22 protein-coding genes are annotated in these 21,742 nt (G+C 41.0%); 7 read left to right on the top strand and 15 right to left on the bottom strand.

The features are described 5' to 3' along the window. Nucleotides 1–10 precede the first annotated feature (10 nt). The gene (locus PASHI_RS00700; protein ID WP_062564240.1) at nucleotides 11–1,339 is read right to left on the bottom strand and encodes an IS4 family transposase; all 1,329 of its coding nucleotides are present in this window, start codon (nucleotides 1,337–1,339) and stop codon (nucleotides 11–13) included. A gap of 117 nt (nucleotides 1,340–1,456) precedes the next feature. Beyond that, nucleotides 1,457–1,999, bottom strand: a complete 543-nt coding sequence (locus PASHI_RS00695) for a TetR/AcrR family transcriptional regulator (RefSeq protein WP_062564239.1) — start codon at nucleotides 1,997–1,999, stop codon at nucleotides 1,457–1,459. A gap of 100 nt (nucleotides 2,000–2,099) precedes the next feature. Between PASHI_RS00695 and PASHI_RS00690 the strand changes: the two genes are divergently transcribed. Next, nucleotides 2,100–2,576 carry an HPP family protein gene (locus PASHI_RS00690; RefSeq protein ID WP_062564238.1) on the top strand — a complete coding sequence of 159 codons (477 nt, stop codon included), beginning with the start codon at nucleotides 2,100–2,102 and terminating at the stop codon, nucleotides 2,574–2,576. A 30-nt stretch (nucleotides 2,577–2,606) separates the two neighbouring features. On the opposite strand, the gene PASHI_RS00685 is transcribed toward PASHI_RS00690, so the two are convergent. After that, on the bottom strand, nucleotides 2,607–2,984 hold the full coding sequence (locus tag PASHI_RS00685; protein WP_054561783.1) for a hypothetical protein: 378 nt from the start codon (nucleotides 2,982–2,984) through the stop codon (nucleotides 2,607–2,609). A gap of 150 nt (nucleotides 2,985–3,134) precedes the next feature. Here PASHI_RS00685 and PASHI_RS00680 point away from each other — a divergent pair, with 150 nt between their 5' ends. Next, the gene (locus tag PASHI_RS00680; protein ID WP_062564237.1) at nucleotides 3,135–3,887 is read left to right on the top strand and encodes a Nif3-like dinuclear metal center hexameric protein; all 753 of its coding nucleotides are present in this window, start codon (nucleotides 3,135–3,137) and stop codon (nucleotides 3,885–3,887) included. 5 nt (nucleotides 3,888–3,892) lie between these two features. Here PASHI_RS00680 and PASHI_RS00675 read toward each other — a convergent pair whose 3' ends face one another. Both PASHI_RS00675 and PASHI_RS00670 read right to left on the bottom strand, forming a co-directional pair. After that, entirely contained in the window at nucleotides 3,893–4,657 is a 765-nt protein-coding gene (locus PASHI_RS00675; RefSeq protein ID WP_062564236.1) for a YdcF family protein, read from the bottom strand. A 55-nt stretch (nucleotides 4,658–4,712) separates the two neighbouring features. Continuing rightward, a complete protein-coding gene (locus tag PASHI_RS00670; protein WP_054551603.1) occupies nucleotides 4,713–5,600 on the bottom strand; it encodes a LysR substrate-binding domain-containing protein in 888 nt (295 codons plus the stop codon). A 363-nt stretch (nucleotides 5,601–5,963) separates the two neighbouring features. On the opposite strand from PASHI_RS00670, the gene PASHI_RS00665 reads away from it, so the two are divergent. Beyond that, a complete protein-coding gene (locus PASHI_RS00665; protein ID WP_244269364.1) occupies nucleotides 5,964–6,608 on the top strand; it encodes an alpha/beta hydrolase in 645 nt (214 codons plus the stop codon). Nucleotides 6,609–6,610: 2 nt separating this feature from the next. Next, entirely contained in the window at nucleotides 6,611–7,441 is an 831-nt protein-coding gene (locus PASHI_RS00660) for an alpha/beta hydrolase (protein ID WP_062564234.1), read from the top strand. Between the two features lie 153 nt (nucleotides 7,442–7,594). On the opposite strand, the gene PASHI_RS00655 is transcribed toward PASHI_RS00660, so the two are convergent. The 4 genes from PASHI_RS00655 to fadE form a co-directional block, all read right to left on the bottom strand. Then, entirely contained in the window at nucleotides 7,595–8,074 is a 480-nt protein-coding gene (locus tag PASHI_RS00655; RefSeq protein ID WP_062564233.1) for a YchJ family protein, read from the bottom strand. 40 nt (nucleotides 8,075–8,114) lie between these two features. Next, the gene (locus tag PASHI_RS00650) at nucleotides 8,115–8,552 is read right to left on the bottom strand and encodes a SulA-like leucine-rich domain-containing protein (RefSeq protein WP_054551944.1); all 438 of its coding nucleotides are present in this window, start codon (nucleotides 8,550–8,552) and stop codon (nucleotides 8,115–8,117) included. A gap of 304 nt (nucleotides 8,553–8,856) precedes the next feature. Beyond that, nucleotides 8,857–10,782 (bottom strand): S9 family peptidase, encoded by a 1,926-nt coding sequence (locus tag PASHI_RS00645; RefSeq protein WP_062564232.1) that lies wholly within the window; start codon nucleotides 10,780–10,782, stop codon nucleotides 8,857–8,859. Nucleotides 10,783–10,981: 199 nt separating this feature from the next. After that, entirely contained in the window at nucleotides 10,982–13,438 is a 2,457-nt protein-coding gene (gene fadE / locus PASHI_RS00640) for an acyl-CoA dehydrogenase FadE (RefSeq protein WP_062564231.1), read from the bottom strand. A 335-nt stretch (nucleotides 13,439–13,773) separates the two neighbouring features. Between fadE and PASHI_RS00635 the strand changes: the two genes are divergently transcribed. Continuing rightward, on the top strand, nucleotides 13,774–14,538 hold the full coding sequence (locus tag PASHI_RS00635) for a class II glutamine amidotransferase (protein WP_054561775.1): 765 nt from the start codon (nucleotides 13,774–13,776) through the stop codon (nucleotides 14,536–14,538). Between the two features lie 15 nt (nucleotides 14,539–14,553). Here PASHI_RS00635 and PASHI_RS00630 read toward each other — a convergent pair whose 3' ends face one another. From PASHI_RS00630 to cmoA, 5 genes are all read right to left on the bottom strand, one after another. Continuing rightward, nucleotides 14,554–15,369: a DUF3108 domain-containing protein gene (locus PASHI_RS00630; RefSeq protein WP_082710847.1), complete on the bottom strand. Its 816-nt coding sequence runs from the start codon at nucleotides 15,367–15,369 to the stop codon at nucleotides 14,554–14,556. Next, nucleotides 15,314–15,961, bottom strand: a complete 648-nt coding sequence (gene purN / locus PASHI_RS00625; protein WP_054551594.1) for a phosphoribosylglycinamide formyltransferase — start codon at nucleotides 15,959–15,961, stop codon at nucleotides 15,314–15,316. Before purN ends, PASHI_RS00630 begins: the two co-directional genes overlap by 56 nt. Continuing rightward, nucleotides 15,961–17,013, bottom strand: coding sequence for a phosphoribosylformylglycinamidine cyclo-ligase (gene purM, locus PASHI_RS00620; protein ID WP_054551593.1), 1,053 nt, complete (start codon nucleotides 17,011–17,013; stop codon nucleotides 15,961–15,963). Before purM ends, purN begins: the two co-directional genes overlap by 1 nt. Nucleotides 17,014–17,213: 200 nt before the next feature. Continuing rightward, nucleotides 17,214–18,182, bottom strand: a complete 969-nt coding sequence (gene cmoB, locus PASHI_RS00615) for a tRNA 5-methoxyuridine(34)/uridine 5-oxyacetic acid(34) synthase CmoB (protein WP_054551592.1) — start codon at nucleotides 18,180–18,182, stop codon at nucleotides 17,214–17,216. Between the two features lie 27 nt (nucleotides 18,183–18,209). Then, nucleotides 18,210–18,935 (bottom strand): carboxy-S-adenosyl-L-methionine synthase CmoA, encoded by a 726-nt coding sequence (gene cmoA, locus PASHI_RS00610; RefSeq protein WP_058585302.1) that lies wholly within the window; start codon nucleotides 18,933–18,935, stop codon nucleotides 18,210–18,212. 118 nt (nucleotides 18,936–19,053) lie between these two features. Here cmoA and PASHI_RS00605 point away from each other — a divergent pair, with 118 nt between their 5' ends. Beyond that, entirely contained in the window at nucleotides 19,054–19,734 is a 681-nt protein-coding gene (locus PASHI_RS00605) for a DUF3334 family protein (RefSeq protein WP_054561772.1), read from the top strand. 108 nt (nucleotides 19,735–19,842) lie between these two features. On the opposite strand, the gene PASHI_RS00600 is transcribed toward PASHI_RS00605, so the two are convergent. After that, nucleotides 19,843–20,394: a hypothetical protein gene (locus tag PASHI_RS00600; protein WP_062564229.1), complete on the bottom strand. Its 552-nt coding sequence runs from the start codon at nucleotides 20,392–20,394 to the stop codon at nucleotides 19,843–19,845. Between the two features lie 168 nt (nucleotides 20,395–20,562). On the opposite strand from PASHI_RS00600, the gene PASHI_RS00595 reads away from it, so the two are divergent. Continuing rightward, a complete protein-coding gene (locus PASHI_RS00595) occupies nucleotides 20,563–21,576 on the top strand; it encodes a DUF5924 family protein (RefSeq protein WP_062564228.1) in 1,014 nt (337 codons plus the stop codon). The last annotated feature ends 166 nt before the right edge of the window (nucleotides 21,577–21,742 follow it).

Here is a 21,742-nt window from a genome sequence, read left to right as displayed (position 1 = left end):
CCAATGCCAGTCAGTTAAGCTGACTGGCATTTCTTTTTTTATGTGGGTACTTTGATGGCTTAGGCTTTATCGCTCTTGGGTATCGCCTATCTTCTCTTCTAGGTGGCAGTTTAAATAGTCTCAGCGTACCTAACAGATGCTCCCAGTGAATTGGAATATTACCGGGGCTCATAATTGATATTGATGAAAAGTATTGAATAACTGCCATCGAGCAGCTTGAGAAACTGAGTTGGTTAGGCCATATTCCTTCAGCTTTTGCTGCTAGGGTCATCAACCTTCGAATTAAATTGTATGCGAGGAGGATCCCCCATAGCTCCTGTCTAACCATATCAGGGCGCTTACTCCGAAGGTGGTATGTGCTATCTAGCATTGTTTGCTTTATTTCTCGATACCCTAATTCTATTTCCCAGCGATGGCTGTATAAATCAACTATTTCGCTACTTGGAAAACGAAGTCTATCTACCATCGAGGTTAATATTCGGTAATTTTTACCTTTTATGGTTTTACTAACCAGTCTTGCTTTAATAACTTCGGGAACATCGGGGAAATTCTTTTGCGCATGCTTAGTGGTTTTGAGCTCAATTATCAGGTCATTGTTACCAACCTTAGAAACGACTTCGTATTGTAAATCAGGTCTTGCAGGTATTAGCCAATGCCTTTCTTCTCCAGTGCTGTGCCATCGATTTAACAAGCCCAGTGAATAGTACCCTTTATCAAACATGGTCAACGAGTGGTTAGGTGTACGCTCAATCAGTCGTTCAGCAAGCTTCATTTCATTCGTCTTATAGTTATCAAACTCACTGCTTATCAGTTGGTGGCTGGTGAGTTCCATATGACAAACCATGCGAATTTGTGGGAATCCTGTATCACCATATTGGTTGCTAGCCGATGAGAATGCTTCACGATTCTCATCTGAATCGGCCGTACGCCAAACAACACCATCAACCGCTAATAAATTTAACCCAGCCCACGTGTCAAACTCTTCTGTATGGTACATATTATCAGCAGCTTTATTAAAGACTTGCTTAACGGGGTCATCACCTAATCGCTGGCGAGCTTGAACCATGGCACTCGGGGCGACTAACTGATTTTTGCCAGGCAGCATAATGTCTAGTTTATTCGCAATATTCCAGACAGATTCTTTACGAAATAATGCCATGCCAATAACAGACCAAAGCACAGCTTCTAAAGGCAACCTGCGCTTTCTAACTGTGGCTACTCCAGCTTGTTGAAAGCCTTGTTCAATCAGGTCAGAAGATAAAATTTCAGATAATTTTTCAAACGTGTGATAACGAGTGCTTTCTTCGAAAGCAGAATGAAGAGCTTGTTCTATATTCACAAAAAAATCCGTAGTTAGTTGCCTAACTACGGATTGTGCATGATCATTCTGATCGGTCAACTGATCAACTTCTTAACTGATCAGCATTAGCCATTGTGCCGCTTTTTTATTGTTTATTTATTGCTTTAAATGAGGAAACTGTTTAATTCCTACTAGTTTTGCTTGGCAGATCATGCCCTCTACAAGCGTCATCAAATAGTGGCTGTGCGAGTCTAGCTGCGAACTTTTCATGTTATTACACGCTGATAGACGCTGTTTAATTAACTGCTGTACTGCCATTTTATGCTCTTTGCAGGCTTGATTTATCGGGCTTGCAGGATCAGCAAACTCAGCGGCAGTGTTAATAAATAAACAGCCATTAAAATCACCTAACTCAGTCACCTCAGAATTAAACCAAGCTTCATGGCAGCTGATCAAAGCTACTTTAAATTCTTCAACAGTAGTTAGCTTGCTGGTGGCATGCGTTAACCAATTAAAAAACCTGTTATGTCGCTCACTAAGGCACGCTAATAATAACTCATCTTTACTTGAGAAATGATGGTACATGGTTTTTTTGGCGACACCCGCCACACTAATAATTTCGTTTATTCCCACACTATGAATGCCTTTTTGATAAAAAAGTGACAGGGCGGTCAAAATAATATGTGTTCGTTTATCCATAACAAGGCCTCATTAGATGACTAATGATAGCTTGACAGAAGTAGACCGACTTGTCTACTATTTGCTGGGTAGACAAGTCGGTCTACCTATTGGAGGTTTTATGGAGAATAAAGTAAGCAAGGCGGCCATTGCGGGTATATTTGCTTGTATGGCAATTTTTGTATTGGCCTATTTACAGCAATTAGGAATTTATGGTGTGTGGTTGATGGCCCCATTTGGGGCAACTGCGGTGCTGGTATTTGGTGTGCCACACAGCCCTTTAGCTAAAGCGAAGAATGTTATTGGTGGGCACTTTTTAACTGCACTAATCGGCGTTGTATTTGTAAATTATGTCGGTGTAGGGCCTGTTGAAATTGCTATAGCTACAGGGTTGGCAATTAGCCTAATGATGTTGACGGACACAGTACATCCAGCGGCAGGCGCAAACCCAATTTTGATAATGCAATCTATGCAAAGCTGGGACTTTTTAGTGATGCCTGTATTGATTGGAACCGTATTTATTGTGTTGTTTGGCTATTTAAGCCAATGGGTTATAACTAGCCAAATGAACAGCCATAAAAAAACCGCTAACGAGTAGCGGTTTTTAAAATTGCTAAGTGTAATTTGATTACACAACACCACGCGGTAAACGACAATCGTGGTCTTTTTCAGCTAGGTTAACAATCCAAAGCTCTTCAGCTTTGTAACCATCATCGTTTGCTGTAACAACAGTGAACGATGCTTTCTTAGCTGTTTTAGCCGGTGCAGCGGTTTTAGTTTTGGTTTTTTTCGCTGGTGCTTTAGGTGCTTCTTCTGCTTTAGGCTCAGCTGTTTTACCAGAAGTGAGCTCTTCAGTCAGCGCTGCAACATCAGCAAGGCGCATATTTTTGCCACCGTCGATGCTATACCAACCAGGTTTTGTTGTGATTTCAGGTTTCTTACCATTCGCTGCTTCGTATGCTGCTTCGAAGGCATTTAACACTTCTGTTTTGTCTAGTTTGCTCATCAGAGACCCTATACGTTGTAAACACAGATTAAGAATATATATTTATACCTATTTTCAGCTTACTTTTCAATTTTTTGCGATTTTCCTTCCATTTTTCACTCATAAACGCCAAAATTTGCACAAAATAGAGGGTTGAAGGACGATTTTTATATGCAACGCAAACAATTTACTCAATTATTAAACGACATTCTTAAACCTGATTCTATCGCTGACTTTTGCCCAAATGGCTTACAAGTTGAAGGTGCGAGCGACGTAAAAAAGATAGTGACGGGTGTCACAGCTAGCCAAGCATTGATTGATGCTGCTATTGCAGAAAATGCAGATACTATTTTGGTACATCACGGCTATTTCTGGAAAGGGGAATCGCAGTCAATCACGGGCATGAAAAAGCGACGTATTGCAGCGCTTTTAAATAATGATATTAACTTATATGGCTATCATTTACCGCTAGATATACACCCTGAAATTGGTAATAACGCGCAACTGGCTAAGTTACTCGATATTGAGTTCACAGGTGGGCTTGAATCTGGTCCAAATAGTGTGCCGGTAAAAGGCCGTTTAAAAACACCTTTAAGTGGTGAAGAATTTAGCGCCAAAATAACCCAAGTACTTAATCGTGCACCATTAACTAGTTTGGTAAGAAAAGAGAAAATCGAAACCATCGCTTGGTGCACAGGTGGCGGACAAGGGTATATTGATTTAGCGGCAGCCCAAGGAATTGATGCTTATCTTACAGGTGAAGCCTCTGAGCAAACGATTCATAGTTCACGCGAGCAAGGTATCGACTTTTTTGCAGCTGGTCACCATGCTACTGAGCGTTATGGCATTAAAGCCTTAGGCGAGCTTTTAGCTGAGCAGCACGGTTTTGATGTAACGTTTATCGATATCGACAATCCAGTCTGATTGTTCTACAGCGCCTCTGGATCAATCCAGCGGCGCACACTCACCCAAGCACTGCCAATTTTCTCATGAGCGACTCTGGTAACTGCAACAAGTACTGCAATGTTAGGTATAAACTGTTTGTACGTTGGATACTGACTAAAATCTTGAAAGTCGGTTGCCGCTGGGATCACATCAACACCTTGTGCATTAAATAAGTCTTTCGCTCGCGGCATGTGGCTTGCTGAGGTGACTAGGGCAGTTTTTTTATCGACTAAATAAATGGCAAGTCGTTTCGCTTCTTCTGCGGTATCCATAGCGAGGGAGTTTTGTTTAATTCTCGTTGCAGAAATACCTAACGCTTTTGCTGTTTCAAACATGAGCTGGCTATTGGTAGTATTGGCAAAACCGCCTCCTGATACATAGAGGTTGGCATTTGGGTAGTGGTGGGCAAGCTTAACACCTTCAAGTAATCGAGCAAGCGCGCAATCGCCTAACTGGTGGTTTGCTTGAAGGCGCGAGTTGGGCATTATAGAGCAGCCAAGTACCACAATATTATCGAGTTTAGGGTGTTTTGCTTGGTTAAATTGCCATGCAGGGTTATTGCTTGCAGCTATCAGTGACTGACCAATAAATGGCGTGCTTATCAGCATTAAAGTTAAAATACTAATAAAGCCAAAATAGAGTGCTTTGCGTTTATGTGCAATGGCTAAAAATACCATCACTAAAGTAAGCAGCCCGAGCAATGGCAGGGGCATTAATAACGAGCCAATGATTTTTTTAATTTCAAACATGTATCAACATTATTGTCTGTAACAGATGCAGCTATGTTAGTTATTTTACATTGCTTTAGCGACCGTTATTTTGCTTACACGTATTTAAAAAGTGGCGATAAACTGGGTTATCTTTCATATTCTTTTTCATCGCTAAATACATAGGGCGAGTAAGGCCAAGTGCACCTAACGGAATAGACTTAATGAGTCCTTGGCTTTCATAAGGGGTGACTAGCCAATCTGGTAATGCTGCAACCCCCATACCTGCACTCACTAATTGAAATATCAATAAGCCTTGGTCAACCGTTTTAAGCGTGCCATCAAAGCGTGCATTTTGAATAAAATGTTTAAAGATGTCTTGGCGCTCACGGGGAATAGGGTACGAAATAATTGTTTCGTTTTTTAAATCAAGGGCGGTGACATAGGCTTTTTTTGCCAACTCATGATCCGGTGCAACGATTAGTTTTAATTTAAAATCAAACAGGTGAGCATACTCAAGTTGATCTGGTTCACGAATATCAGAAGTCAGCACTAGGTCTAATTCATCATTAATTAAATCTGGAATGGCGTCGTAACTAAAGCCGCGCTCGTAATCAATTTTAATATCAGGCCAAAAATTATTAAATTCTTTGATGGTTGGGAGCAACCAATGAAAGCAGGCATGACACTCAACGCTTAAACGTAAATTTGAGATTGGCTGGTTAAGGCTTTCTTTTAACCGACATTTTGTTGCCTCAACACGAGGTAATACTTCATTAGCAAGCTCCAGAAGTAGCATACCTTGCGGAGTAAAACGCACAGGCTGTGTTTTACGTTCGAACAGCTGGCAATCTAACTTATTCTCGAGATCTTTAATTTGATGCGATAAAGCCGATTGAGTTAAAAACAACTCACGGGCGGTATTGACCAAAGAGCCTGTTTCTTTAAGGGTCGCTATGGTTTTTAGGTGCTTTATATCAATCATCTTTAAAAAATCTCATGGAAAATGTGAGTCTAACTCAGATTACGAACATACTACGCCTTAGAATTTATTTTTTCAACGTCTAGACGTCTAAAACCTGCAGTTATTTTAACTGCTTTTTTACAATACGCCTTTTCATAAATAATTGACAGCGTTGTCATGTTGTTTTTTGTAGTTTAACTATGAAATTCCATGAATTTACCTCAAGTTGAAACTTGCAGTTTAAATCGTGATACAGCTTGCGATTAGTAATTTGATATTTAATTAAAATTACTGAGAGTAGGGTTTAGTTGTTTGCTAAGATATTATTTTTTATGGTGTTATTATCTTCTATTAGGTGTAATGTGATTTTTTAAAGGAATGCTTGTGATACGTACCGTACTTTTACTCTGTGCATGCTGGGTTTTGCCTGTTAGCGCTGGCACTATTTACAGCCAGTTTCCAACAGAGATTGACCCGCATGGTCACTATGTTTTTTATTCACATGGTTTTATCGTTGAAGGGACAAACCCTAAGCCTGTTCACAAAACCTTTGGGATTTATGATTTTGTGGCTGTAAAAGAAGCACTGGCAGATGAGAGTTATCATTTAATTGCCTATCACAGGCCAAAAGACACTGAACCTTTTGCGTTTGCGAAAAAACTCGCTGCAGATGTCGAAGCATTGATCAGTGCCGGTGTTGCTGAGTCGAACATTAGTTTGGTTGGTTTTTCACGGGGCGGGGCATTATCGATACTGGCAGTCAATGAACTTAAACGTACACGTATCAACTTAATTATATTGGCAGGTTGTGCAGGCCTTATAAAAAATCACACATCAGTTAAGGCTTATGGCAAGGTGTATTCTATCTTTGAGCGCTCAGATCAGGTTGGCTCTTGCCAATTTTTAATTGATAGAAGTGACGTAACCAAGTTCGAAGAAATAAGCATTAATACAGGGCTCTCCCATGGTGCATTTTATAAACCAAAAGATGAGTGGCTGTTACCAATTAAGAAGTGGCTAAAGGATTAATTATGCCTTATATATTGCTCGTTTTTGTGATCAGTGTTTTGGGCGTGAGCGATGTAAGCCATGCTGAGCCGTTTACTTTGCCACGTACTAATACTGTGTTACTTAAAGATAAACATACCGAAAACGAATACCCCATTACGATTAAGTTGCCACGCAGCTACCAAAAGCAAAACCAGAAGCGCTACCCAGTTGTTTACCTATTAGATGCAAACTACAGTTTGCCAATTGCCTCTGGTGCTAGTCGCTTTATGATGAATTCGGGGGCTATAGAAGAGGTAATTATCGTTGCAGTAGGATATCAAAAAGGTGTATCTGGGCTTAATAGCCGTATTTATGACTATACGCCATTTGAAGATAAAAATTGGCAGCGTAAAACTGGCGGAGCAAGTCAGTATCTAAACTACCTAAAACATACTGTATTGCCTTATATTGAGGCCGACTTCAGAACAACCCAAAAAAGTACGTTAGTCGGTAACTCACTTGGCGGTTTATTTGCGGCTTATACCTTATTCACTGAGCCTTCGCTTTTTTCAAATTATATTATCGGTAGTCCTTCAGTGTGGTTTAAAGAAAACTCAATATTAGCTATGGCTGTAAAACCAGCTGCCAACACAACAAAAGTTTACATCGCAGTGGGAGAACTTGAAGAAAGCGAAGGTGAAAAAATGGTGTCGGGCGCAAGGCAATTAGCAGCTAAAATTAATAAACAAAGTGGCGCGCTGGTTACAACAAATTTATTTGTTATTCCTCAGGCACGCCATGCAACTGCATTCCCAACAACGATTACCCAAGCCTTAGACTGGATTTACCAGGTTAATACCAACCCGCAATAATACTTAATCATTTTGAGGGATCAAACCTGTCGCTAACTGCGTTAAAAATTTCTCATTTAGAACAACTAAATAACGAAATTTTTGCCTTGTTATCAACGAGGTTTTATTGCCTCAAAATAGACTACTTAATTAAGCGGATTGGTATCAGAGCAATTAAAGAGCGTGACACTTTTTATATTTTTTGCCGCTACCACAAGGGCATTCATCATTACGGCCAATTTTAATATCTGCAACTGGCGTTATATCACCATCAAGGTAACGCCATAAGCCATCTTCTTTAATAAAACGCGACTTCTCGTGTAACTCACAATACAAGTTTTGGTAAAAGTAATTTGCTTTAAATTCTACAAAGCCTTCTTGCTCGTTATGTTCAGTCTCTAAAACACTGAGTTTGGTAAAACGGCAGCTATTAGCAAAATCTTTAATTTCGCGAACCGGGTTCGCGGCTTGCTGGCTTTGTGCATAAGTACTAAATACATATTTTGCATCTTTTAGCGCGTATGCACTAAAACGAGAACGCATAAGTTGCTCTGGGGTATCAGCTTGGCTTGCACCTGTATGAAAAGGCTGGCAGCAAAGCTCGTAAGTCGATTCGCTGCCACAAGGGCAAAGGGAGTGTGTGAGTGATGTCATAACAACTTACCTAAAACTATAAATTGTTATTTTAACAAGCCTATTGTGGCTGCGGTACTAAATTGTTTAATTGAGCGCTTTTTGTAAAACAATAAAATTTAGCAGATGCCTGCTCAAGGTTTAAGTTCATCGAATCAAGTTGATGATTGTTTACAATATCTGTCCATGTGATCACAGCAGCAAAATTACCGTTATGTAATGCTGAACTAAGAACATACTCAAGATTAACTAAATGTTTTTGTCTGATCACAAGAAGTTTGCTGGTATCAATCGAACATGAATCTAGTAAGGCTTTACTAGGAACATGATCAGGAGCAATTAATAGTGTCCATGCATTTTGGCTATTGTAATGATGCAATACTTTTAATAGCTCAAAAGTTGCTGAAATTTCGTCTTCAATTTGAATTAAATTAACAGACGCTTTGTCGTTATCTTGTTGGTAGCTTTTAACTGTTCTTAAGGTAATTGGCTGTAACATAACTTTCACTCACTGGTTGTTTATACAGTATGTGTATACAGTAGTTTATACAGTGTTTTTGCGCAAGTACTTTTTTGCTATTTTTTAACCAATGATTCAGTTTTATTTTAATTAAAATAATTTAATTGTAATAAAACAGTGGTTTATGGTTCCAATTTGAAGGTGGGAAAAAGGTGAAAAATTTACCATTAAAGCTATACAGTGTTTTATACAGTGCTGTATAAACTGCTGAATTTTGATTCTATACAGGTGTTTTGCATAAAAAAGCCGGTATAGATACCGGCTCTTTATCTTTGCAATTTTGCTATTTATCTAAGTAGGTATTTAAGAACTCAAGGTATGCATTTGAGGCTTTTATGCGGTTTTCTTTTTTAGTAAAACCATGGCCTTCATCATCGAATAATACATATTCAACAGGCACACCATTTGCCTTTACAGCGGCAACAAGTTCATCGCTTTCAACTTGTAAAACGCGAGGGTCGTTAGCACCTTGGATCACCATTAATGGCTTGGTGATATTTTTAGCATGAAATAGTGGCGAAATGGCACGGTGACGTTCACCATCTGTCGCGGGATCGCCCATTTCATCATACAGTGCCTTTTTAAAGCTTTCCCACCATGGTGGAATCGAGTTTAAGGTTCTAACCCAGTTTGTTACACCAAATATATTAATGCCTACTTTGAACTCTTCAGGTTCAAAGGCAAGTGCTGCGGCGGTCATAAAGCCACCATAGCTGCCCCCCATGATGCCAATTTTATCAGCATCAACCCAATCTAGGCTTTGTAGGTGTTTTTTACCGTAAACAATATCTTGTAAATCATCAGTGCCGTGTTTTTTATCATCTAAATGGAAGAAGGTTTTACCATAGCCTGAGCTGCCACGGTTATTAACTGCAAAAATGGCATAACCATGATTGACTAGATGCTGCTGCATTGCACTATATCCTGTGCGACTTTGGCCGCCAGGACCGCCGTGCACCCAAACTAAAGCTGGTACTTTGTTGTTGCTGTTAGCTTGCTTAGGCTTATATAAAACCCCAGGGATCTCTAGACCATCAAAGCTTTTAAAGCGCACAATTGTGCTTTCAACCAAGTCATTTTGATCAATTGCATCACTTAATGTGTTGGTTAATTGTTTAGCTTTTGATTCACCGAGTTGCCACACAAATAGGTTACTTGGCGAGGTATCTGAATTTAAATAAAACGCCATGGTCTTTTCATCAGCTGAAAAGTTCACACCACGTAAGTTACCAGCTGGCAGCGATGGCATGGCAATACCTTTACCTGTGGTGGTATCAATTATCGACACTTTAGTGCTTGCGTCAGCATTAACACCGCTTACTTGATAACGGCCAGATTTAGAGAAGTAAATAAAACTCACATCCCACTCATCTTTGAGGGCAGGGCTGTGCTCGCCGGTCGTTAAGTCATAGCGCCACACCTCTGCAAATTCACCTTTGGCATCGGTTGAGTAATACAATGATTTACTGTCTCTTGAGAAGGTTTCTGGGCCATACTTAGCGTCATCGTCATGACGGGTAATGAGCTCTGGTTTCAGTGTTTTTTTACGCGTATCGAGAATAAAAACATCGCTGTCTTTGTTCGAATTATTTTTCGATAAAGCAATAAAGCGGCCGTCAGGGCTGATTGCGCCGACATCTAGCCCCATAGTATTTTGATAAACAGGCGTTACTTCATAGCTGTTAGCATCAACACGATATAGGTCCATAAACTTAGCATCACGCTGATTGCTGGTTATAAAAAAGTGTTTACCGTCTTCTGTGAAGCCTGCAAATCCTGCACGGGTTTCTTCACCCGGGGTGAGGTCTTTAACTGTGCCATCTGTTTCGCGAACGTAAATGTGATAACGCTCGTTACCGCCTGAGTCTTTAGTAAATAGTACGCGCTCATCTTTAGGGAAATAAGCCACAGCATAAGTACTGTCTTCAAAGTCTGTTAAGCGGGTTTTTTTGGCGGTTTTTATATCTACTTCATAAAGGCTATAAATGCCGCTTTCGTCACTGCTAACGAGTATTTTGTCGCCTTTCGATGAAAAGCTGCTGCCCATAATTGAGGTTGTATCAAAAAAGGTTTCAGCATCATACTGTTTAACAGTTTGGCTTTGTTGCACGCTTTCGGTGCTACTTGTTGATGGGGTTGATTGAGAACATCCTGCAAGCGCAAGGCTAAGCGCGCATGCAACGGCAGCTAGTTGAAAACTCGGTTTCATTGTAATTATTCCTTGTTAATTTTTCGTTATCAAGTGTTGCCTGTCCATAATCTAAACGCAAGTTTTACCAGTTCGATATTTGTTACAAATCATGTAAATAAATAGGGACAAGGAATGTGCTAGAGGGTTTATAAACAAAAAAACCAGCGCAATTTGCGCTGGTTTGGTTTTTCATAACAATTGGAATTGTTTTGCTAGCTTAAGCAGCGTCTGCTTTTTTATCGCTCTCGCCGCGGGCAACATTACCTGCAACTAAGTCTGCTGGGTCAAAGTCGTCAACGTTAATAACGTCAAGACGGGCTTTTTCAACAGCAGCTAGTTTGTCGGCTTCAGCTTGGCTTAAAATGCCTGCTTCTAGGCCCATTTGCGCTACTTTATCAAGTTGGAAGAAAGGCAGTTTTACGCCTTTCTCACGGCATACCTTGTCAAACAGAGGCTCAACTTCAAGAATGTCTTTAAGCGTTTGCTCTTGGCGACCAACAAGGTTAAGTGGCTCGTTTTTAAGGTAAATGTAGTTAGCTAAACGGTTACGAGTTTCGCTCGGTACTTGTAATAAGTGTGCAAGTTTGTGCTCAAGCTTATCAGTAGGCTTACGTACTGGACGACCGAATGGGAATAACATGATTTTTAGCATCGCACGTAGTGGTGCAGATGGCATGTTATTAATTAAGTCAGCGAGTGCACGTTGGCAGTGGTAAAGGTGATCTTGGCAGCTCCATTGAACTAGCGCAAAATCTTCTTTTTTACGGCCTTCGTCGTTGTAACGTTTAAGTGTTGCAGATACAAGGTATAAGTAGCTTAGTAAGTCACCTAAACGTGCAGAGATACGCTCTTTACGTTTTAATGAACCACCAAATACCGCCATGCTGATATCTGACATTAATGCTAATGATGCACTGAAACGTGACGCAACACGATAAAACTCAGCTGTTTCGTCTTTGTACGGTGTACTTGTGAAGCGAGCATTCGTTAGTGCTAACCACTTAGTACGAACAAGGTTCGAAATAGTAAAGCCAACGTGACCCATTAACGCTTTATCGAATACTGCTAGCGCTTCTTCACGGTCTTCAATTGCACAAGCACCTAGCTCAGTTAACACGAATGGATGACAACGAATTGCACCTTGACCATAAATGATCATGTTACGCGTTAAGATATTTGCACCTTCAACGGTAATAGCAATTGGCGCACCTTGGTAGCCACGGCCTAAGTAGTTGTTTGGACCAAGCATGATGCCTTTACCACCATGAACATCCATGCCGTGAATCGTTGCTTCACGCATTTGCTCAGTTAAGTGGTATTTGATAATCGCAGAGACAACTGATGGTTTTTCACCAAGGTCAACAGCCCCTGTAGACATGCTAACAGCAGCATCAGAGCTATATGCGTAACCTGCAAGTTTTGCCATTGACTCTTCAACACCTTCCATTTGACCAATTGGTAAACGGAATTGACGACGAATACGGCTGTAAGAGCCTGTTGCAAGCGCAATTGTTTTAATGCCACCTGTTGAGTTAGACGGCAATGTGATTGCACGACCAACAGATAAACATTCAACAAGCATACGCCAGCCTTGGCCGGCCATTTTCGGGCCACCAATGATGTAATCAAGTGGTACGAAGATGTCTTTACCGCGAGTAGGACCATTTTGGAATGGAACGTTTAGCGGGAAGTGACGACGGCCAATTTCTACTCCCGGAGTATCTGTAGGGATCAGCGCACAGGTAATACCTGGCTCTTTGTCATCACCTAGTAAACCGTCAGGATCTTGTAGTTTAAATGCAAGACCAAGCACAGTCGCAACTGGGGCAAGAGTAATGTAACGCTTGTTCCATGTTAGGCTAATACCAACAACTTCTTCGCCGTTCCATTCACCTTTACAAACAACACCGTAATCAGGAATTGCACTTGCGTCAGAACCAGCTTCTGGTGATGTTAAAGCAAAACATGGGATCTCTTGACCACTTGCTAAGCGTGGTAAGTAATGATCTTTTTGCTCTTTAGTACCATAGTGTTGAAGTAATTCGCCCGGACCTAATGAGTTAGGTACACCTACGATAGAAGAAAGTAGCGTCGATTTACTGGTAAGCTTTTGCAGTACACATGATTGTGCATAAGCAGAAAACTCTAAACCGCCAAATTCTTTTTTGATGATCATGGCAAAGAATTTATTATCTTTTAGATATTGCCAAACATCTTGCGGTAAATCAGTTAGTTCGTGAGTTGCGTGCCAGTCATCAAGCATGCTACACACTTCTTCAACTGGACCATCAATAAACGCTTGTTCTTCGATAGTCAGTTTAGGTGCTGGGTATTGGTGTAATTTGTTCCAGTCAGGACGACCGCAAAACAGGTCCGCTTCCCACCACGTAGTACCGGCATCGATTGCTGATTTTTCAGTATCCGACATCGTCGGGGTTACTTTTTTGAAAGCAGCGAAGATAGGTTTGATGATGTATTGTTGACGAACGCCAGTCACAGAAAGTGGCACAGCGATAAGTAAGAATAGTAGCCAACTAATTGCGCCAAACGCGCCAGCAAATGTGCCAACAAGTAAAGTCGCAACGGCAATACCTAAGCAGGTATTCCAGCTTGCTCTGTGGTAACTCGCAATACTAAGCAGCACGAGTAAACCAAGTAAAAATATGAGAGTCATTGATTATTCCTTAATAGAGGTCAGACCACCTCCTTTAGATTAGCGCTAGAAAAGCGAATTATCAAGAGGGGAACAAGGATTAAAACGGCTTGTTTGGTGAGTTTTATTATTTTTAAAATGGCTATCAGTGCAAAAACATTTACAGCAGGTGAGGAATTGTTGAGTAATTACTTATAATCAGCGCCGTTAAACTTGCTATTAGTTGTGAATTGCTCAGATAGTTCTGAAAATCTCAGCATAGCAGTTGCCATCTTTAGCGCTATGATTAACAATGAGCGCAGGCAGGGATCAGCCCATCATGCCTTCCTTCGATTATTTTATAGGTTAAGAGTTCTATGTGTGAGTTGCTTGGCATGTCGGCCAATGTACCAACGGATATTTGTTTCAGTTTTTCAGGATTATTAGAGCGCGGTGGTAATACTGGCCCACATAAAGATGGCTGGGGCATCACTTTTTATGAAGGTAAAGGCTGTCGTACATTTAAAGATCCTGAGCCAAGTTGCCAGTCAGAAATTGCCAAACTCGTAAAAGCTTACCCAATAAAAAGTATTTCGGTGATAAGCCATATTCGCCAAGGTAATCGTGGTCGTGTCTGTCTTGAGAACACCCACCCATTTACTCGTGAGTTATGGGGACGCGAGATTACGTATGCCCACAATGGGCAATTATCGAATTATCATGATTTAAAACCAGATTACTATCGACCTGTGGGGAATACCGACAGTGAACTGGCGTTTTGTTGGCTGCTCGATAAAATTCGCGAAAAATACCCAAAGCGTCCATCAAATATGGCGTCTGTATTTCGTTATGCTGCCAAGCTTGCCCACACACTGCGTGAAAAAGGCGTATTTAATATGCTGCTTACCGATGGTGTTTTCGTTTTAGCTTATTGCACCAATAACCTACATTGGATCACACGCCGTGCGCCGTTTGGCAAAGCGACATTAATTGATGCAGACATGGTGGTTGATTTTCAAAAAGAAACCACACCGAACGATGTGGTTACTGTGATTGCAACAAGGCCACTCACTAATGATGAACGCTGGCAGAAAATGGAGCCAGGTGAGTTTGCCCTGTTTAAAATGGGCGAAAAGATTTAAATAAAAGATGAAGCGCTACTCAGGCGCTTCATTACTCACTTCTTGTTGCACTTCATTTGGAACACTAACAGGCGTGGTCACGGTAAATGAATTAAGTTGCACTTCAAATTGCTCTACGCCTTTTTCACCTTTCCACATACGAACTAGCATGTAGTCCATTTCTGGGGCAAACCAAGCGAGTGCTTGACGCTTGTCGTTATCGTATAAACGTTTTACTTTAATCGCTTCTACATTGCCGATGGGCAATGAAATCATTTCTGTGCCGACAACTTCAAAGTTGTAGTTACGTAAATTGCCTTTTTTATCAACAAGTGGATAAGATAATTGCGTTTTGCCTTGTTTTAGCTCTTCGCGAACTTGCACTTGATAAGACAGTGAATCTTGAAATTCATCTGACCAATCAATTTTAAGAGGATATTTACTTTGGCTGCTTTGAACTTGTTTTTGCGTTGCATCAAATTTCAAGCTGTATTCTTTATCAGGCCCTGTGCCTGAGCGCTCCATGGTGTAACTCATTGGAGAAATTTTCTGATCGTGATAAGTAAACATGGATGTTTCTTTTCGTGAGTCCGAAAAAATCATCCATTCGATTTCACTGTGATAGGTGATCACGTAGTTACCGTCAGCGGCTTTTTTCAGCTCGCGTAATGCTTTACCATGGGTTTCGCCTTTACGAAGTACATCGTATTTGGCTTGGTATTGAGTGAGGTCGCCAGCTAAAACACTGGTAGGAAGTAATAAAGTGCCCACACAAGCGAGTAGGGCACTTAGATTTTTATTCTGGGTAGTGCGCGCCGTGTGCAGGAAGTTTCTTTTCGTCAAAAACTGCATAATCTGCTTCCATCTTGAGTCGTTGTTCACTGAACCACTTGACCACCAATGGATAGATTATATGTTCTTGCTGATGAACACGTTGTGCGAGTGTCTCTGCGGTATCGTTTTCGAGTACCGGCACTTTGGCTTGAAGAACAACGGGACCGCCGTCTAGCTCTTCTGTGACAAAGTGAACACTAACACCATGAACGTCATCTTTTGCATCTATCGCTCGTTGGTGGGTATTCAGCCCTTGGTACTTAGGCAACAAAGAAGGGTGAATGTTCAACATTTTTCCTTTAAATTTTTGCACTAAGCTAGGAGTAAGAATACGCATAAAACCAGCTAATACAACTAGATTTGGTTCAAAATTGTCAATAATGTCCATTAACTCAGCATCATAGGCCTCGCGCGAGTCAAAATCTTTATGGCTAAGTACACGTGTTTGTATACCTGCATTTTTTGCTCGTTCAAGGCCATAGGCGTCGGCTTTATTACTAATTACAGCGGCGATTTCGGCCTTAATCTCACCACGCGCACACGCGTCGATGATGGCTTGAAGGTTAGAACCGCTACCAGAAATTAATACAACAAGACGACAAGGGGTCATTAGTCACGACCACCTAAAATTTCTACTTGCTCTTCGCCTGCTTTCGCATCTTGGATCTCACCGATATGCCATGCATTTTCGCCAAGATCTTTAAGGATTGTTAAGCTTTGCTCAAGTTTGTCAGCTGGAACAACTAAAACCATGCCTACACCACAGTTGAATGTACGGTACATTTCGTGTGTTGTGATGTTGCCGTTTTCTTGTAACCAGTTGAAAACAACAGGCCATTCCCAGCTATCACCTTTGATTACTGCTTTTGCAGATTCAGGAAGTACGCGCGGGATGTTTTCCCAGAAACCACCACCCGTGATGTGAGATAACGCGTGAACATCAACCTGCTTGAATAGCTCAAGTAGTTGTTTAACGTAGATGCGTGTTGGCTCTAAAAGGTGATCGCCTAGTGTTTTGCCTTCAAGCTCTGCGCTTGTGTCTGCGCCAGATACTTCAAGAACTTTACGAATTAATGAGAAGCCGTTTGAGTGAGGACCACTTGATGCAAGTGCGATTAATTGGTCGCCTGCAGCAACTTTAGTACCGTCGATAATTTTTGATTTTTCTACAACACCAGTACAGAAACCAGCCATGTCGTAGTCTTCGCCGTCGTACATACCTGGCATTTCAGCAGTTTCACCACCGATTAAAGCGCAGCCAGAAAGCTCACAGCCTTTACCAATACCTGTTACAACATCAGCCGCAGTATCTACGTCTAATTTACCCGTTGCATAGTAATCAAGGAAAAATAGTGGCTCTGCACCTTGTACAATAAGGTCGTTTACACACATAGCAACAAGGTCGATACCCACTGTGTCGTGCTTTTTAAGATCGATTGCTAAACGTAGTTTTGTACCAACACCGTCTGTGCCAGCAACCAGTACAGGCTCTTTATAGCCAGTTGGTAGTTCGCAAAGTGCGCCAAAACCACCGATACCGCCCATTACTTCAGGACGTCTGGTTTTTTTAACTACGCCTTTAATACGCTCAACAAGTGCATTACCGGCATCGATATCTACGCCCGCGTCTTTATAGCTAAGAGACTGTTTTTGTTCGCTCACAGGTTTTCCTCAAAAAAGTTGCATGTGGGTTGCTTAGAAACGCGCGTATTTTACAACAATTGCACTGGCGCGGCTAGTTGAAAAATCACTTTAACCGACTTGACAAGGACAGTTGTCCGGTTTTTTGTTTTCAAGTTCCAAGGCAAAAGTATCAGGCAAATGAACTTTTAACCTTGAAACTCGAAACTTCTCACTATTTGTTAAGCTTTCGCGGTTAAAATAGCGCGAAGAGGGGCAGGGTAACCTTCAATGGTTTTGCTGGTGTCATTTGGGTCTAAAAAGTCGACTAATGATTCGTTTTCCATCCACTGGGTTTTACGTTGTTCTTCAAGCGTTGTGATTGCGCAGTCTTTAACTTGTACATCTTTAAAGCCAACGCGCTCCATCCATAGTTTTAATGCCGCGGTGCTTGGGATAAACCATACATTACGCATTTTCGCATAGCGGTCAGTTGGCACTAAAACTGTGTGCTCATCACCTTCAACAACCAGTGTTTCAAGGACTAACTCACCCCCTGGGCGAAGCTGTGCTTTTAATTGCGCTAAAAAGTCGATAGGTGAACGACGATGATATAAAACACCCATTGAAAATACCGTATCGAATGCTTTTAGCTCTGGCAGAGCTTCAACACCTAACGGCAATAAATGCACGTTTTCATCTTGGTGATAATGCTTTATCGCTTGGAATTGGCATAAGAACAAATCGGATGGATCAATGCCCACTACAAAATTAGCGCCTTCACCGCGCATGCGCCACAAGTGATAACCTGAGCCACAGCCAATATCAAGCACAGTGCGGCCTTTTAACGGTTCGATATGAGGCAGTAAACGATCCCATTTCCAATCACTGCGCCACTCAGTATCAATTTCGATACCGTGTAAGCTAAATGGCCCTTTACGCCATGGCATCATGCGCTTTAATAAATGCGTTAACTGTTTTTGCTGACCTTCAGATAGCTCATCACCGGTGCCAATTTGTACTTTATCCTGAAGATTCACATGGTTTGTGCTTACCTCAGGTAAGTTTTTCAGCACTTTTTGCCATTTCGGTAAATCACCGTGGCTGGCTTCGAGTTCCCAGTGCTTTAATTGACCTGGCAAAGTTTCGAGCCAGTGGCTAAGCGGGCTTTGTGCAATCGCAGCGTAAAATTGGTTAAACCATTGAGACATGAAATACTCTTTATATCGTTGTGATGATTACTTGATTGCAATCATCGAGCAGAAGTTAAAACATTGATACCACACTTGCGTTTGGCTAAAACCAATTTCACTTAATCGGTTTAAGTGGGTAGATAAATGATCAGGGCGCATGACATTTTCGATAGCCGTACGCTTTTGGCTGATCTCAAGCTCTGAATAGCCGTTGTGACGTTTGAAATCATGGTGTAAATCAATGAGCAAATTATCGCATTGCTCATTTTCACCTCTAATTTTTTCGCTCAGCAGCAAAACACCGCCTGGTTTTAAATTTGCGTAAATCTTTTCAAGCACCGCTTGGCGCTTTTCAGGTGGAATAAACTGTAGTGTAAAGTTCATCGCGACCACAGAGGCATTCTCGATAGCTAAATCGTTGATATCACCTAGTGTAACTGTGACTGGTACTTCAGAGCGAAAACCTTGTAAATGTAATTTACAGCGCTCAACCATCGCTTCTGAATTATCAACAGCAATGATATTACAGTTATCAGTGCGAATATTGCGGCGCATACTTAAAGTTACAGCACCAAGAGAACAGCCTAAGTCGTATAGGTTTGAATTGCTTTGCGCGTACTCGCCAGCCAGCTTACCCATGGTGCTAACAATAGTTGCATAACCAGGCACCGAGCGCTGGATCATATCAGGGAAAACTTCTACTACATGTTGGTCAAAGCTAAAGTCTTTAACCGCTTGCTCAGTGGCATAAATACTGTCTTTTTGCGTCACGTGAACAGTCTCTTTAAAAAATAATACCGCTATTTTAGCATTTTTAACTGGATAGTCAGTGATAAATTCAGTAGCTTGGCTAGAATTATCAATAACAAGTACAAAAAAGAGAAGTTTAATGACAAAAAGCAAAGTGATCAGTACAGAAGATATCTTATCAACTCTGTGTCATTCAGTGACTGGAGTTCTGTCTTCAGCAAGCGGTAACAGTATTAGTTATTCTGCCATGGTTCAAAAAATCACCCGCACCTGTATGCGCCCAGATATTGGCTGTTTTGTATTGTTCGATGGTGGCTTTACCGGTCTTGTGGTAACAAACTTCACAGCGCAAGCAGCCATGGAAATTTACCATGACTATATGCGTAACATGGGTATGCCTGAGGACGAAATTGCACAAAGCCATTTATCAGATGATGTGGCAAACGTACTCGGCGAGCTGATGAACCAAATCGTTGGTGACTTTACGTCAAAAGTACGCGACCAGCTGCATACTTCTATCACGCAAAACCAACCTAAGATGATGGCGATTAACAAGCAGGTGCAAATCTCTGTTGATACCACCATGGATAGACCACAAGCGCGCCGTGTGACTTTCACTACAGCGAAGCAAAATATCTTCTACCTTGAACTGGCAATGGATAAAACTGAATTTATCAAACTACATGATTTTGATATTTCAGAAGCGGTTGACCCAGATGACATCATCGAAAACGAAGCTAAACAAAAAGCTGAAAAGCAAAAAGCATCATCACAAGCAGACGATGCAGATGATGATTTTATGGCAGAACTTGGTTTGTAACCTAACGACTTGAGCTGTCAGCTATCAGCCGTCAGATAAAATAGAGGCGCGGGTTAGACCGCGCTTTTTTGTTTAGTTGAAGAAGAGCAACTGTTTTAAATCAGCGATTCAGTTAAATTTATTCTTTTTGATATTACTAATTAATTCATCTGCTAGAAAAATATACTTTTCTTGCTGGAATCTTTCCGCTGATACTTTTAATGCTTTTGCATCGCTAATTAATAGATTTCGTGATTTATCAAAGTAATTTAGAGGAAGTTTTCTTTTTTGTTGAATGCTCCAGTAGCTTAGCATTTCTTCGACCATCTCATTATCTAGTTTATACATCTCCACAACACGATCGATTACAGCTTGGTAGTTTTTAGTCTTTAAATCTTCTTTATTATACTGTCTCCAAATTTTAAATAGCTCTCGATAGTGCCCTTTATAAATAGAAGGTGGTTTAGTGGAAAGTAATAACAAAGCTTCTGCTTCAGAAAGTTTCTGTTCTTTTTTTAATTCCAAAGCCTTTAAGTAATTGTTGAGAAGAGCTGCCCCTTGAGGATCAATATCTGCAGAGGTTAGATCGATGTTTTGCTCGGTTAGGCTTTGGATTTCTTTTGATATGTTTACAGTTGGACTGTGATTTTTCTTTTTGTAAAACCAGCTGAATATGCTCACGCTCTCTCCGATTAATATAAATGGCCCTAGTTATCGCAAGAAAATGGTTAAACCACTCATTCAGTATTTACTTTACAGCTTAAAGCTCTGAACTTAAAGCTCGTTTAAAGCCTACATTCATCCAATTTGTGCTTTACTCATAAAGCCTTAAATGGATTTGATGATTGCATGAATTACTTAAAAAACTTTATAACTAAATTTGTTTTCATGATGCAGAAGCGGCCGGGGTTGATGGCGGTGTTGGCTTTTTGTAGTGGTGTAACGAGCTATGTCTTTGTTGAGCGAAAAGAATCGTTTTCGCAACTTATCTCTATTTTGCTATTATTCACTTGGTTGTGGTTGTTAATAGATAACTGGCTAAGAGATAAAGTAGAGGAGCGTTTTGGTGTGGCTGTGTCGCCCAACGTGATGCGCTTTGCGCTGCAAGTTGTGCAGCAAGAAAGTTTGTTTTTTGCTTTACCATTTTTCTTGGCGGTGACTACTTGGGACCATGGTCAGGCCGCGTTCACCGCTTTAATTATTCTTTGCGCGTTCGTTTCTGTTGTTGACCCCCTCTATTACAAAAAGCTTGCACACAGTGTCTGGTTTAGTGTGTTTCATAGCTTTTCTTTGTTTGTTGTGCTGTCGGTTACCTTACCCATTTTATTAAAGTTAACGACCAGCCAAAGTTTTGAAATTGCGCTGATCACGGCTGTTATTTTAACTGTCCCTAGTCTTGGCAATTTGATGCCCAATGCTAAATGGTGGCGTTTCCCGTTATTGGTGTTATTGCTTTGTGCTTTAAGTGCAGGGCTTTGGCAATTACGTAGCTTTGTGCCACCTGCGGCACTGCGTTTAACCGATATGAGTATGTCATATCAGTTAGATGCACAAGCTCGTAAACCGCTTTCGCCAATAACAGAACTCACTGAGCAGAGCTTACATGAAAACGGTCTATATAGTTTTAGTGCGGTAAAAGCCCCGCGAGGTTTAAATGAAAAAATCTTCCACGTTTGGGTGCATAATCGAAAAGAAGTTGACCGCATAGCCTTAGATATTTCTGGTGGTCGTAAAGAGGGTTATCGAGCGTGGAGCCATAAAACGAATTTCCCTGCTAATGCTGCAGGGAAATGGGTCGTTAAAGTGGTTACCGAGTCTGGGCAGCTGATAGGGCAAAGAAGGTTTGAGGTTACTGAAGTTTAGCTGTCAGCTTTCAACCGAAATTAGAGGGGGCAATTTTGATTGAACGTTTATGAATAAAAACATTTTGAATGAGGCTTTATGTGTATTGAAATCAACAGCCTTACTCATAACGAATTTTTAGAGGAACATATTGCTATGAACCAATAACTTAATTATTGTAAATATT

It is taken from the genome of Pseudoalteromonas shioyasakiensis (genome assembly GCF_001550135.1).
Classification (GTDB): Bacteria; Pseudomonadota; Gammaproteobacteria; order Enterobacterales; family Alteromonadaceae; genus Pseudoalteromonas; species Pseudoalteromonas shioyasakiensis.
Note: the sequence above shows the minus strand (reverse complement) of the source record. Positions and strands in the feature narration are given on the sequence as shown.

Coding starts and splice junctions, on each gene's coding strand:
- PASHI_RS00690 (WP_062564238.1), top strand. CDS start 2,100: ATGGAGAATAAAGTAAGCAAGGCGGCCATTGCGGGTATATTTGCTTGT.
- PASHI_RS00695 (WP_062564239.1), bottom strand. CDS start 1,999: ATGGATAAACGAACACATATTATTTTGACCGCCCTGTCACTTTTTTAT.
- PASHI_RS00645 (WP_062564232.1), bottom strand. CDS start 10,782: ATGAAACCGAGTTTTCAACTAGCTGCCGTTGCATGCGCGCTTAGCCTT.
- cmoB (WP_054551592.1), bottom strand. CDS start 18,182: ATGTCTCAATGGTTTAACCAATTTTACGCTGCGATTGCACAAAGCCCG.
- PASHI_RS00650 (WP_054551944.1), bottom strand. CDS start 8,552: ATGTTACAGCCAATTACCTTAAGAACAGTTAAAAGCTACCAACAAGAT.
- PASHI_RS00685 (WP_054561783.1), bottom strand. CDS start 2,984: ATGAGCAAACTAGACAAAACAGAAGTGTTAAATGCCTTCGAAGCAGCA.
- PASHI_RS00670 (WP_054551603.1), bottom strand. CDS start 5,600: ATGATTGATATAAAGCACCTAAAAACCATAGCGACCCTTAAAGAAACA.
- PASHI_RS00630 (WP_082710847.1), bottom strand. CDS start 15,369: ATGCAGTTTTTGACGAAAAGAAACTTCCTGCACACGGCGCGCACTACC.
- PASHI_RS00675 (WP_062564236.1), bottom strand. CDS start 4,657: ATGTTTGAAATTAAAAAAATCATTGGCTCGTTATTAATGCCCCTGCCA.
- PASHI_RS00635 (WP_054561775.1), top strand. CDS start 13,774: ATGTGTGAGTTGCTTGGCATGTCGGCCAATGTACCAACGGATATTTGT.
- PASHI_RS00595 (WP_062564228.1), top strand. CDS start 20,563: ATGAATTACTTAAAAAACTTTATAACTAAATTTGTTTTCATGATGCAG.
- PASHI_RS00660 (WP_062564234.1), top strand. CDS start 6,611: ATGCCTTATATATTGCTCGTTTTTGTGATCAGTGTTTTGGGCGTGAGC.
- PASHI_RS00655 (WP_062564233.1), bottom strand. CDS start 8,074: ATGACATCACTCACACACTCCCTTTGCCCTTGTGGCAGCGAATCGACT.
- fadE (WP_062564231.1), bottom strand. CDS start 13,438: ATGACTCTCATATTTTTACTTGGTTTACTCGTGCTGCTTAGTATTGCG.
- PASHI_RS00605 (WP_054561772.1), top strand. CDS start 19,054: ATGACAAAAAGCAAAGTGATCAGTACAGAAGATATCTTATCAACTCTG.
- purN (WP_054551594.1), bottom strand. CDS start 15,961: ATGACCCCTTGTCGTCTTGTTGTATTAATTTCTGGTAGCGGTTCTAAC.
- PASHI_RS00680 (WP_062564237.1), top strand. CDS start 3,135: ATGCAACGCAAACAATTTACTCAATTATTAAACGACATTCTTAAACCT.